The organism is Mycobacterium sp., from assembly GCF_049281135.1.
Lineage (GTDB): Bacteria > Actinomycetota > Actinomycetes > Mycobacteriales > Mycobacteriaceae > Mycobacterium.
This window is the reverse complement of sequence record NZ_JBAPRN010000398.1, coordinates 1-12,074: the sequence shown is the minus strand read 5'-3', so window position 1 is coordinate 12,074 and position 12,074 is coordinate 1. Positions and strand designations below refer to the sequence as shown.

Here is a 12,074-nt window from a genome sequence, read left to right as displayed (position 1 = left end):
CCGGTGGGCTGCGCGAGCTGTTGCTGCGTTATGACGGCAAAGCCGACCGTCCGATCATCGCGTCGGTACCGACCGCCACCGACAAGTCCGAGCGCGTGACCGGCAACGAGATCAGCGGTCTGTCGATTTCGCTGCCGGTGCATGTCGCCGACCCGGCCGAACGCGCGCAGCTGGTCGCGCTGGCGACCAAGATCGCCAAGGAGGATCACGAGATCCTGGGCCCCCGCCTGTACGGGCAGATAATGGGCTACCTGCCGACGGCGATCGCCCCGGCGGCATTCCGGTGGCTGGGGCACCGCGATGCGCCGAACAAGATGATGAACGTCGCGGTGTCCAGCGTGGTTGGGCCGCGGGAGCGTGGCCACTTCGGCGGCGCCCCGGTCAGCGAGATCTACTCGACGGGTGTGCTGTCACCCGGAGCTCCGGTCAACATCACGGTGTGGAGCTATGTCGACCAGCTCGGCATCGCGGTGCTCACCGACGACGAGACCTTCAATGACCCACATGAGGCAACCGATGCGCTGACTGCGGCGTTCAGTGAATTGCGGAGCGCCGCAGGGTTTTCAGTCGGCAACAGCACGGTCGGCCTGATGGCCGAGCACGCGCTGCGCTAGCCGCGGCTCAGGCGGCGAGGACGGCGTCCAGCGCCGAATAGAACAGGCCAAGACCGTCATCGGACGGCCCGGTCAACGCCTCAATCGCGTGCTCGGGGTGCGGCATCAGCCCGACAACGCGGCCGTTGGCCGAGCTGACTCCGGCGATGTCACGCAGCGAGCCGTTGAGGTTGTCGTGGTAGCGAAACACCACGCGGCCTTCGCCTTCCAGCTCGTCGAGCACGTCGGCGGAGGCCACATAACGGCCCTCGCCGGACTTCAACGGGATCAGCAGATCGGCGTCGGCTTCGAAGCGAGACGTCCATGCCGTCGACGTCGATGCCACCCTTAGCCACACGTCGCGGCAGACGAAATGCAAACCGGCGTTGCGGGTAAGGGCACCAGGCAGCAGCCCGGCCTCACAGAGCACCTGAAAACCGTTGCAGATTCCCAACACCGGCAACCCGCGATCTGCGGCGGTGACGACTTCTCCCATCACCGGGGCGAATTTCGCGATGGCACCGCAGCGCAGGTAGTCGCCGTAGGAGAACCCGCCGGGCACCACCACCGCGTCGACACCCTTGAGGTCGGCGTCGGCGTGCCACAGGCTGACCGCCTCGGCGCCGACGGCACGCACCGCACGGGCAGCGTCCACGTCGTCGAGCGTGCCGGGAAAGGTGATGACGCCGATACGCGTCGTCACTGCTGTTCTCGGCTTACGGTCCAGTCTTCGATGACGGTATTGGCCAGCAGCGACGCGGCAATCTCTTCCAGCGCCGCGTCGTCGACGCTGTCGTCCACTTCGAGCTCAAATCGCTTGCCCTGCCGCACATTTGAGATACCGGCATGTCCAAGACGGCCCAGTGCGCCGACGATTGCCTGGCCCTGCGGGTCGAGAATCTCGCCCTTGGGCATTACGTGCACAATGACCCGGGCCACCCGCACTCCTCCTGCTGTTTTGGCTGCTCGGCGCCAACTCTACCGGTCGGCACCCCGGCCGGCGTGCTAGCACGAGCCAAGATAGGCCGCGCACAGCGACGAGGCCATGGCGTCCAGCACCTGGTCGTCGGAGATGATCGGCCAAGCCAGCTGGACAGGGTCTGACGCCCACAGGGTCAGCTCGCTGATCGTGCTGTTTTCCGAGTGCGCGACCAGGTAGGTATGCATGATCACCGGCCCGCTGACCACCGCGGAAAGCCGGTTCGGCTCGTCGACGGTGACCGACGGCGACTCTCCGGAGGCGCCCAATTGGCAGCCGCGCAACGCCGCCGCGGCGATGCCGAACACCGATGTCGCGCTTTGGCCGCCACGTGCGGTGTCACCCCGCCAGTGCACCACCTCGGCCCGCAGTTGCCATTGGCCCTGGGGTCTGTCCACCGCCACCCGGCTCGCGACCGCGGAGTTGCGGGTGTCCTGCGGGAAGACCGGCGTCGCGCACACCTCCTCGAACCGGAACCGAGGCGTCGCGCCACCCGTCATCGGTACGGCCGACTCGGCCGGCGACGGCCAATGGTAGGTGGAGTTCAACGGTATCGCGGACGAGGAGATCCAGGCCGTGTCGGGAATCTTGTCGCACACCGGTGGACAGGTTTCCGGGTCCGCGACGGCGAAACCGGACGACGACACGCACGCCACCCACAGACCGCCCACGATCAGCGTCGCCGCCAGGACTAGGCGCATGCCGTGGACCCCATGAGCGCACAATCGTAGACATGCAACTCACGCATTTCGGCCATTCCTGCGTTCTCGCCGACTTCGGCCACACCACGGTGCTGTTCGACCCGGGAAATTTCTCGCACGGCTTCGAGGGCATCACCGGCCTGTCCGCGATCGTGATCACCCATCAGCATCCTGACCACGTGGATCAGGAGCGACTGCCCGCGCTGCTGGACGGCAATCCAGGCGCCGCGCTCTACGCCGACCCGCAGACCACCGAGCAGCTGAGCGTGCCGTGCCAGGCGGTGCACGTCGGTGACGAACTGTCGGTCGGCGGGCTGACCATCCGCGCGCTCGGCGGCAAGCATGCCGTCATCCACCCGGAAATCCCAGTGATAGATAACATTTCGTACGTGATCGACGACGAGCAACCCGGACGTTTCATGCACCCCGGCGACGCGTTGTTCGTCCCGGATGAGCCGATCGATGTACTGGCCACCCCGGCGGCCGCGCCCTGGATGAAGATCTCCGAGGCGGTCGAGTATCTGCGGGCGGTGGCGCCGACCCGCGCGGTGCCCATCCACCAGGCCGTCGTCGCGCCAGAGGCGCGCGGCATCTACTACGGGCGGCTCAGCGAGATGACCAGCACGGACTTCCAGGTGCTACCTGAAGAGAGCGCGGTTACCTTTTAGCCGCCTGAGCCGACGAGCGTGCGGCTAGCTTCACACTCGAGGCCGACTGTGCGGCTGGCTTCACGCTGGCGAGAGTTTCAGCCGATGTCGCTGGCCGCACCTCGGCCCGCGGCACGACCGGAGAAGATGCAGCCGCCCAAGAACGTTCCCTCCAGGGCCCGGTAGCCGTGCACACCTCCGCCACCGAATCCGGCGACCTCGCCGGCCGCGTACAGCCCGTCGAGCGGGGTCCCGTCTGCCTTGAGTACCCGTGAATCCAGGTCGGTTTCCAACCCGCCCAACGTCTTTCGGGTCAAGATGTGCAACTTGACCGCAATCAGCGGCCCGGCCTTCGGATCCACCAAGGCGTGTGGCGGGACGACGCGGCCCAGCTTGTCGCCCAGATACCCGCGGGCAGCGCGGATCGCGGTGATCTGGCCGTCCTTGGTGAATTTGTTCACCACCTCGCGGTCGCGCGCAGTCACCTCGTCGGCGACCGTCGCATAGTCCAGCGCCGCCACATCGGGCAGGGTGTTCATCGCGGACACCAAGTCGCGCAATGAGTTTGCCGTGACGAAGTCGACTCCCTTTTTGACGAAGGCCTGCACCGGACCGGGGGCGCCGGATCCGGCCCGCGACCCGATCAGCTGACGCACGCTGCGTCCGGTCAAGTCCGGGTTCTGTTCCTGACCGGACAAGCCGAATTCCTTGCCGATGATCTTGGCGTTCAACACAAACCAGGTGTAGTCGTAGCCCGACTTCGCGATGTACTCCAGCGTTCCGAGGGTGTCGAAGCCCGGGTACAACGGCACCGGCAACCGCTTACCGGTGGCGTCCAGCCACAACGATGACGGCCCGGGGATGATCCGGATGCCGTGCATCGGCCAGATCGGGTCGTAGTTGGTGATGCCCTCGGTGTAGTGCCACATCCGGTCCCGGTTGATCACCCGGGCGCCGGTCTTCTCGGCGATCGCGATCATCCGGCCGTCGACATGCGCGGGGACGCCGGTGAGCATCCGTTCGGGGGCCCGGCCCATCCGGGTCGGCCAGTTCGCCCGCACCATATCGTGGTTGCCGCCGATACCACCGCTGGTGACGACCACCGCCTGAGCACGAAATTCAAACTCTCCGATCGCGATTCGCGATGATTGGACGCCGCGCGATTCGGACGACGGCTCCAGCACAGTGCCCCGAACCCCGGTCACTGCAGCGCCGTCGACGATCAGCTCGTCAACCTGATGCCGGTGGGCGAACCGCACTTTCGGGTGATCGACCAGCCGGCGCGCGAAGATCCCGACGATCGCCGGCCCGGTTCCCCAAGTGATGTGAAAGCGCGGAACTGAGTTGCCGTGCCCCTGCGCGCCGTAGCCGCCGCGCTCGGCCCAGCCGACCAGCGGGAAGATCTTCAACCCCCTGGCGCGCAGCCAGCTGCGCTTCTCGCCTGCCGCGAAATCGACGTACGCGTGCGCCCACTGCCGGGGCCAGTAGTCTTCCTGCCGGTCGAACGCCGCGGTGCCGAGCCAATCCTGCAACGCGAGTTCGTGACTGTCATGCACACCCAGCCGACGTTGTTCTGGGCTGTCGACGAAGAACAAGCCGCCGAACGACCAGAACGCCTGCCCACCGAGGTTGGCGCCGTTCTCCTGGTCCACGATCAGCACCCGTTTGCCGCGATCCACCAGCTCGCAGGCGGCCACCAGGCCGGCCAGGCCCGCCCCGACGATGATGACATCAGCTTGGGTATCGCTCATGGCGCTACACAGTAGCGACCTGAGGGATCAGGCTGCGTCGAGAACGGCCTGATCGGCCCGCCACTGGTAGACGGTGGGCTCGCAGCCGTGCAGCAACCCCAGATCCACCGAGTCCAGCATCGCCTGCAGCGGGCCGGGTTTGCGTAGGTGACTGGCGGCGACCGCGACCCGGACCACGCCATCGCGGCGCGCGACGCGCTCGGCCGACAGCACCAACATCCGGCACCACCACGGCTCGGACAGGAATCCTTCGCCGATCCCCAGCACCCGGGCCCGCACCGTCGTATGCCGAACCAGGTCGGTGATCTCATGCAGATCGGCGAGAAGACGGAACCCGTTGCGCGGCAGGGCGGTCACTGTTCCCGGCGATGCGGTCCAGCGCGGCGCAGCGAAGAGCCGGGTGCGTAGTCCGAGGTGTTCGAGCACCCGGTCTGCAGCCATCAGGCGCAAATTGGCCTCGTGCGCAGGCAGCGTGGCGAACTCACCGCGGCGCTTCTTGGTGGCCGCGTCGTCATATCCGTTCAGCAGGATCGCGTCGCCGGCGGCACGTCGGCCAGCCAGCCACTCGACGGTGACCGGATCCTGATCCAGCCGGTAACCGCCCTTCAACCGCGGCGCGACCAGTAACGACACCGGCACAGACCGGTTGTCCATTTTCTCGCAGAATTCGGCGACGTCGTCCAGTGTGCGTTCGCGAATCCCGGAGACCGAGACGATCAACTTCCCAGACACATCACAATTTTGACGATGTCAGATGTCCAAATGGTGACATACACGCGGACAGCAGGCGTCAGTTCGACGCGCCGACCAGCTAATTCGGTAGCACAGCCTCGACCGCTGCGATCACCTCAGGCGCGTCAGGCACCGTTTGCGGACGGAATCGGTTGACCACCTCTCCGCCCGGTGCGACCAGGAATTTCTCGAAGTTCCACTGCACGTCACCGGCCTGGCCGTCGGCGTCAGGCGTTTTGGTCAATTCGGCGTAAAGCGGGTGCCGGTCGGGCCCGTTGACATCGGTTTTGGCCAAAAGCGGAAACGTCACGCCATAAGTCGTCGAACAAAAAGTCTGGATTTCTTCTGCGGTGCCCGGCTCTTGGCCCATGAATTGATTGCACGGAACTCCGAGAACGGTCAGGCCGCGCTCGCCGTAATCGCGCGCGAGCTGCTCCAGCGCGGCGTATTGCGGTGTCAGACCACATTTCGAGGCGACGTTGACCACCAGCACGGCGCGGTCGTCGAAGTCGGCCAGTGACAGTGAACCGCCATCAAGGCCGGTCAAAGCGATCTCGGTCACAGTCATACCCGGAGGCTACCCCAGGACATTTTGATCAGCTAGCTACTTTCTCGTTAGTCTGGTGGCCATGGTTTCTCGCGCGGTGCCGACGGCCAACCACGAACCCGCGGCCGACGATCTCGCCGAGTACCCGGATTCGCTGGATGCCGGCCTGCTGCGAATCGCCGGCGTCTGCATTCTCGCCTCGGTGATGGCGATTCTGGACGGCACGGTCGTCAGCGTCGCGCAGCGGACGTTCATCGCTGAGTTCGCATCCACCCAGGCCGTCGTCGCATGGACGATCACCGGCTACACGCTCGGCCAGGCCACGGTGATTCCGCTGGCCGGCTGGGCATCAGACCGATTCGGCACCAAGCGGCTGTTCATGGGTGCGGCTCTATGGTTCACCTTGGCATCGCTGCTGTGCTCGATGGCATCGAACATCACCCAGCTCATCGCATTTCGAGTCATCCAAGGTTTTGGCGGCGGGATGCTGGTGCCGCTGACCCTGATCATCTTGACGCGCGAGGCCGGCCCGAGACGGCTCGGCAGGTTGATGGCGGTGCTCGGTATCCCGATGCTGCTTGCCCCGATGTGCGGGCCGGTCCTCGGTGGCTGGCTGATCAGCGCTTACGGCTGGCAATGGATCTTCCGGATCAACCTGCCGGTCGGCGTGATCCTGATAGCGCTCGCGGCATTGATCTTTCCGAGAGATCGTCCGCGCCCGTCGGAGGCCTTCGACTTCGTCGGGATGCTTTTGCTGTCACCGGGATTGGCAACACTGCTGTTCGGGATCTCCTCGGTGCCGCGGCGTGACAGCTTCACCGACACTCATGTGTGGATACCGGGGCTCTTCGGAATCGCTTTGATCACGGCGTTCGTTCTGCACGCGCTGCACCGCGCCGACCATCCGCTCATCGACCTGCGGCTGTTCAAGAATCGGGCGGTGACGCTGTCCAACACCGCGATGTTCGCCTTCTCCGTTGGGTTTTTCGGCGCCGTCCTGGTCATTCCCAGTTATCTCCAGCAGTTGCTGCACGAAACTCCGCTGCAGTCCGGCCTGCAACTGATCCCGCAGGGGCTCGGCGCGATGCTGACCATGCCGCTGGCCGGCACCTTGATGGACAAGCGTGGACCCCGCAATGTCCTGCTGGTCGGGATCACGGCGATCACCACCGGGTTGACCGTATTCGCCTATGGCGCATCGCAACAGGCGGAATATCTGCCAATCTTGATGGTTGGATTGGTCATCACCGGCATCGGCCTGGGCTGCACCCTGACACCGCTGTCCGGATCGGCGGTACAGACGTTGGCCCCGCACGAGGTGGCGCGCGGGTCGACACTGCTCAGTGTCAACCAACACGTCGCCGTTGCGGTGGGCACCGCGTTGATGTCGGTGATCTTGACCAGTCAGTTCAATCGCAGCGAAACCATCGGTGCTGCAGAGAAACTCGGGATCCTCCGGGGCAAATTCGGGAAGCATGGTCCGCCGGTGCCGTCGCATCACGAGGTCTCCGCTGATTTCACCATCCGGCTGATGCATGACCTCACCCACGCCTACACCCTCGTCTTGGTGGTGTCGATCGTCGTTGTCGCGCTGACGCTGCTGCCGGTGGCGTTCCTGCCCAACAAGCCACCGCCGCCTGGCAGACGCCAGACGACGATGCCCGTCTAGACCACTACTCCTCGAACAACATCATGGCGATCCGCTCGACGGTCGCCATCGGATCGGTGACCTTCAGCTCAGGGTTCACCGCGTCATTCAGCCACAGCATCGAAAAACCGTGCACCAGCGACCAAGCCGCCAGTTGTGCACCACGCGGATCCGCCTGGGCGTGCTGGTCCGGCAGTGACGCGACGCCGCGGGACAGCTCGTCCCCGGCAGCGGCTTCGGCGGCCACCAACTCCGGGTTCGACGGGTCGAGCAACGACTTGTCGAACATCACCCGGTAGTGGCCCGGATGCTCGATGGCGAACCGCACATACGCCAATGCCGCATCCAGGAAGCGCGGGCGAGCCTCTTCGAGGGCGGTGGCCAGCAGACCGAAACCCTGGGCGGCCAGCGCGGTGAACAAACCACGGCGGTCGGTGAAGTGGTGTGCCGGCGCGGCGTGCGACACCCCCGCCTCGCGCGCCAGCTCGCGGAGCGACACCCCGTCGGCGCCCCGCTGCGCCACCAGACGCGCGGCCTCAGTAAGTATCGCGGCCCGCAGATCGCCGTGATGGTAGGTCGGACGGTCCATAGCGGCAGCATAGCGGACTAACTTGACACTGACTAGTTACCCACCGTACGCTGGGCCGCAGAACTTGTCAGTGTCTAGATTGGGGATGAAGAGATGGCTCCGCTGATTGCTTTGCTCATCGGAAGCATGGCCGCCCGGGTCGCGGACTGGCTCGGCGTCGACTATGTCGACACCTGGGTCAAGGCGATCGCCGTCGGCCTGGCCGCGATGTTCGTGCTGACCGGCGTGGCGCACTTCGTTCCGCCACTGCGCGGCAGCCTGATCGCGATCGTGCCGCCGCGGCTGCCGGCAGCGGGATTACTGGTCAGCTTCACCGGGGTGCTGGAATTGCTCGGCGCGGTGGGCCTGCTGATTCCGGCTACCCGGATCGCGGCCGCGGTCTGCCTACTGCTGTTGATGCTGGCGATGTTCCCGGCCAACATCTACGCGGCCCGGATGCCCCACCCGCCCAAGTCGATGACGACCCGGCTACCCCTGCGCACCGCTGAGGAGATCGTCTACCTGGCCGCCGCCGTAGTGGTCGCGGTCGGCGGCAGCTAGCAGCCAAGCGTATTGGTAGGCGACCTCCTTCCAGCGCTCGTAGCGCCCGCTGATACCACCGTGGCCGGCGGTCATCTGGGTCTTCAACAGCACCGGATTGCCGTCGGTCTTGGTGTGCCGCAGCGCCGCAACCCATTTCGCCGGCTCGACATAGTAGACCCGGGTGTCGTGCAGCGAGGTCATCGCGAGAATTGCCGGATACTTGTGCGCCGCAACATTCTCATACGGCGAATACGATTTCATGTAGTGGTAGACATTGCTGTCGCTCAACGGGTTTCCCCATTCGTCCCACTCGGTGACGGTCAGCGGCAACGACGGGTCCAGGATCGTCGTCAGCGGGTCGACAAACGGCACCTGCGCCAGAATTCCGGCGAAAAGGTCGGGCGCCATGTTGGCCACCGCACCCATGAGTAGGCCACCGGCACTACCCCCCAGCGCCACCAACTGCTGCGGGCGGGTCAGCCCGGTGTCCACCAGATGCTGCCCGACCGAGACGAAGTCGGTGAAGGTGTTCTTCTTCTCCAGCAGCTTGCCGTGCTCGTACCACAGCCGGCCCATCTCGCCGCCGCCGCGCACATGTGCGACGACGAACACCATGCCGCGGTCCAGCAATGACAGCCGGGCGATGGAAAATCGCGGATCCTCGCAGATCTCGTAGGCGCCGTAGCCGTAAACCAAAGCTGGGGCTGGGAATTCGATACCATCACGGTGAACGATCGAAATCGGGATCTTGGTGCCGTCGGCCGCCTGCGCCCAATCGCGACGTTCGACGTAATCCTCGCGGCGGTAATCGCCCAGCACCGGTTGCTCGCGCAACAGCGTGCGCTCGCCGGTGACCAGGTCCAGGTCATAGATGCGTACCGGGGTGATAAACGACCCCGCGCCGACCCGTAGCTTGGGCGAGTCCCAATTCGGGTTCGCACCCAGCCCGGCCGACATCAGCGCGGAGTCGAAGCCGATCTCCTCGGCACGTCCGTAGTCGTCGTCCTCTATGGGCCACAGCTGGATTCGCGGTAGCGCTTCGCCGCGGTAGCTGACCACCAGGTGCCCGGCGAACGCGTCGACACCGTCTAGCCGCACATCGTCGCGGTGATCGATCAGGGTGCGCTGCGCCGTGGGGTCGTCGACAGGCGCCTCCGACAGCGTGAAGTTCACCGCATTGTCGTTGTGCAGGATCAAGAATCGATCCTGCCCGCCGACGATCGCGTGCTCCACCGAATACTCGATCCCGTCGCGGCGGGGCAACACGGTGACGAACTCGGCACGCGGATCGGCGGCGTCGGCGTAGCGGACCTCCGAGGTGATGGCCGATCCCGCTGCGATCAACACGTACGCGTCGCTACGCGTTCGGCCCACCGCGAGCCAATACTTCTCGTCGGCTTCGTGATACACCTTCTCGGCGGGCAGGCCGGACGCAAGGCGATGACGCCATACCGTATCGGGACGCCATGCCGCGTCGAGGGTGATGTAGTAGACCGTTCGGTTGTCGGTGGCCCACGTCGCCCCCGCACCGATGCCGACGATCTCGTCGGGGTACTGCTCTCCGGTGCGAAGGTTCCTGAACCGCAAGGTATAACGCTCGTCGCCGACCACGTCGATGGAGTAGGCCAGCACATTTCCGTCGGGGCTGACGCTGGCGGCACCCAGCGAGAAGAAGTCATGCCCTTCAGCTTCGACGTTCTCGTCAAGCAGCACCTGCTCGCCGGGAATCTCCGTGTGCTCGTCAAAGACCGGTGGATTCCAGTCGGTCGGATCGGATATCGGGCAACGGCATTGGACACCGTACTGCTTGCCTTCGTAGCTGCGAGCGTAGTACCACCAGTCGCCGCGACGGACCGGTACCGATAGGTCGGTCTCCTTGGTCCGCGCTTTGATCTCATCGAAGATGCGCTGCCGCAACGGCTCGAGCTGTGCGGTCGTCTGGTCGGCGTAGTTGTTCTCGGCCTCCAGGTAGGCGACCACTTCGGGACTCGACTTGTCGCGCAGCCATTCGTACGGATCGTTGAACACGTCACCGTGGAACTCTCGCCGAGAGTCGACCCGTTTGGCGATCGGCGGTTGAGTGTTATCGGTCATGCGCTCGGACCGATCCAATCGTCGAAGCGCAATCCAGAAATCCGTTCGTAGGCCTCGATATAACGGGCTCTGGTGGCATCGATGATGCTGTCCGGAAGCCGTGGTGGCGGCTTAGAACCTCCGCGATCCCAGCCCGACTCGGGACCGGTCAACCAGTTGCGGACGAACTGCTTGTCGAAACTGTTCTGCGTCTCGCCGACGCGGTAATCGGCCGCAGGCCAGTAGCGCGATGAGTCGGGGGTGAAGACCTCGTCGGCCAGCACCAGGATGCCGCGGGCATCGACGCCGAACTCGAATTTGGTGTCGGCGATGATGATTCCCTTTCGAAGCGCGTGGTCGGCGGCCTGGACATAGGTCTGCAAAGTACGGTCACGCAACTGGTTGGCGCGGACTCCACCGACCAATTCAATCACCTTGGCGAACGGAATATTCTCGTCGTGTTGTCCCAGTTCAGCTTTCGTCGCAGGGGTAAACAACGGCGATGCGAACCTGCTGGCCTCGACAAGGCCCGGCGGCAAGGTGATGCCACAGACTTTGCCGGTCTGCTGGTAGTCCAGTAGGCCCGAGCCGGTCAAATACCCGCGCGCGACACACTCCACAGGTGCCATGTCGAGCTCATGTACCACCAGCGCCCGGCCCAGGACTTCGTCGGGGATGCGTGGATCATCCGGTGGTCCGGCCAGATGGTTGGGCGCCTCGACGAGATCGAAGAAGAAGACGCTCATCGCGGTCAAGATGCGTCCCTTATCGGGGATCACACTGTCGAGTACATAGTCGAATGCCGAGATCCGGTCAGTCGCGACGAACAGCAGGTGACCGTCGTCGATGCGGTACAACTCGCGGACTTTGCCACTGGCCAGGTGCTGATAGTCGGACAGAGCGGGACGACCCATCGGGACAGCGTAGCCGGGCGACGATGCGGGCCCGAAAGGCCCAAGGAGGAGCCCGCCAAATTCAACCGAGGGGTCGCGTAACTGCGACCTACAGATCGACCCTGTGTTGGGATCGGGATTATGAAATCGCGGTTTGTCCCTTACGCCACCACTCCGGGCCGACTGCTGGCCCAGCTGTTCAGCGACGTCATCGTCGCCATTTGGACATTTCTCTGGGTGCTCGTCGGCCTGGCCGTCCACAGCGCGGTGTCGACGATCGCCGAGGTGGGTCGGCAGGTTCAAGGCGGCGCTGACGGTGTCGCCGACAGCCTCAAGTCGGCCGGCCAGAGCGCCGATAACATCCCACTGGTCGGCGGCGCGGTCAGCGAGCCGCTGACC

The 12,074-nt window shown here is 64.9% G+C and carries 13 protein-coding genes and 1 pseudogene; 5 read left to right on the top strand and 9 right to left on the bottom strand.

The annotated features are described in order from the left end of the window. Positions 1 to 614, top strand: a 614-nt coding sequence (locus WAN02_RS16000; protein ID WP_422265190.1) for a WS/DGAT domain-containing protein, incomplete at its 5' end; no start/stop codon positions are given. 7 nt (positions 615 to 621) lie between these two features. On the opposite strand, the gene purQ is transcribed toward WAN02_RS16000, so the two are convergent. The 3 genes from purQ to WAN02_RS15985 form a co-directional block, all read right to left on the bottom strand. Next, positions 622 to 1,296 carry a phosphoribosylformylglycinamidine synthase subunit PurQ gene (gene purQ / locus WAN02_RS15995; protein ID WP_422265189.1) on the bottom strand — a complete coding sequence of 225 codons (675 nt, stop codon included), beginning with the start codon at positions 1,294 to 1,296 and terminating at the stop codon, positions 622 to 624. Next, on the bottom strand, positions 1,293 to 1,532 hold the full coding sequence (gene purS / locus WAN02_RS15990; RefSeq protein ID WP_422265188.1) for a phosphoribosylformylglycinamidine synthase subunit PurS: 240 nt from the start codon (positions 1,530 to 1,532) through the stop codon (positions 1,293 to 1,295). The genes purQ and purS overlap by 4 nt, the downstream gene beginning before the upstream one ends. Before the next feature lie 66 nt (positions 1,533 to 1,598). Further along, a complete protein-coding gene (locus WAN02_RS15985) occupies positions 1,599 to 2,273 on the bottom strand; it encodes an ATPase (RefSeq protein WP_422265187.1) in 675 nt (224 codons plus the stop codon). Positions 2,274 to 2,305: 32 nt separating this feature from the next. Here WAN02_RS15985 and WAN02_RS15980 point away from each other — a divergent pair, with 32 nt between their 5' ends. Continuing rightward, positions 2,306 to 2,941, top strand: a complete 636-nt coding sequence (locus WAN02_RS15980) for an MBL fold metallo-hydrolase (RefSeq protein WP_422265186.1) — start codon at positions 2,306 to 2,308, stop codon at positions 2,939 to 2,941. 77 nt (positions 2,942 to 3,018) lie between these two features. Here WAN02_RS15980 and WAN02_RS15975 read toward each other — a convergent pair whose 3' ends face one another. The 3 genes from WAN02_RS15975 to WAN02_RS15965 all read right to left on the bottom strand — a co-directional run bounded on the left by WAN02_RS15975 (position 3,019) and on the right by WAN02_RS15965 (position 5,971). After that, positions 3,019 to 4,671: an FAD-binding dehydrogenase gene (locus tag WAN02_RS15975; protein WP_422265185.1), complete on the bottom strand. Its 1,653-nt coding sequence runs from the start codon at positions 4,669 to 4,671 to the stop codon at positions 3,019 to 3,021. 27 nt (positions 4,672 to 4,698) lie between these two features. Continuing rightward, a complete protein-coding gene (locus WAN02_RS15970; RefSeq protein WP_422265184.1) occupies positions 4,699 to 5,403 on the bottom strand; it encodes a DUF2334 domain-containing protein in 705 nt (234 codons plus the stop codon). A gap of 79 nt (positions 5,404 to 5,482) precedes the next feature. Then, positions 5,483 to 5,971 carry a glutathione peroxidase gene (locus tag WAN02_RS15965; RefSeq protein ID WP_422265183.1) on the bottom strand — a complete coding sequence of 163 codons (489 nt, stop codon included), beginning with the start codon at positions 5,969 to 5,971 and terminating at the stop codon, positions 5,483 to 5,485. Positions 5,972 to 6,032: 61 nt separating this feature from the next. On the opposite strand from WAN02_RS15965, the gene WAN02_RS15960 reads away from it, so the two are divergent. Further along, positions 6,033 to 7,619, top strand: a complete 1,587-nt coding sequence (locus tag WAN02_RS15960; RefSeq protein WP_422265182.1) for a DHA2 family efflux MFS transporter permease subunit — start codon at positions 6,033 to 6,035, stop codon at positions 7,617 to 7,619. A gap of 4 nt (positions 7,620 to 7,623) precedes the next feature. Here WAN02_RS15960 and WAN02_RS15955 read toward each other — a convergent pair whose 3' ends face one another. Continuing rightward, positions 7,624 to 8,187, bottom strand: coding sequence for a TetR/AcrR family transcriptional regulator (locus WAN02_RS15955; RefSeq protein WP_422265181.1), 564 nt, complete (start codon positions 8,185 to 8,187; stop codon positions 7,624 to 7,626). Between the two features lie 93 nt (positions 8,188 to 8,280). On the opposite strand from WAN02_RS15955, the gene WAN02_RS15950 reads away from it, so the two are divergent. Beyond that, positions 8,281 to 8,727 (top strand): hypothetical protein, encoded by a 447-nt coding sequence (locus WAN02_RS15950; RefSeq protein WP_422265180.1) that lies wholly within the window; start codon positions 8,281 to 8,283, stop codon positions 8,725 to 8,727. Here WAN02_RS15950 and WAN02_RS15945 read toward each other — a convergent pair. Together WAN02_RS15945 and WAN02_RS15940 are read right to left on the bottom strand one after the other, a co-directional pair. Continuing rightward, positions 8,656 to 10,803 (bottom strand): S9 family peptidase, encoded by a 2,148-nt coding sequence (locus tag WAN02_RS15945; RefSeq protein ID WP_422265179.1) that lies wholly within the window; start codon positions 10,801 to 10,803, stop codon positions 8,656 to 8,658. The two genes, WAN02_RS15950 and WAN02_RS15945, sit on opposite strands and share 72 nt — an antisense overlap. After that, positions 10,800 to 11,696 carry a phosphoribosylaminoimidazolesuccinocarboxamide synthase gene (locus tag WAN02_RS15940; RefSeq protein ID WP_422265178.1) on the bottom strand — a complete coding sequence of 299 codons (897 nt, stop codon included), beginning with the start codon at positions 11,694 to 11,696 and terminating at the stop codon, positions 10,800 to 10,802. The genes WAN02_RS15945 and WAN02_RS15940 overlap by 4 nt, the downstream gene beginning before the upstream one ends. A gap of 120 nt (positions 11,697 to 11,816) precedes the next feature. Here WAN02_RS15940 and WAN02_RS15935 point away from each other — a divergent pair. Then, positions 11,817 to 12,074, top strand: a pseudogene (locus tag WAN02_RS15935) (hypothetical protein); the annotation flags it as partial.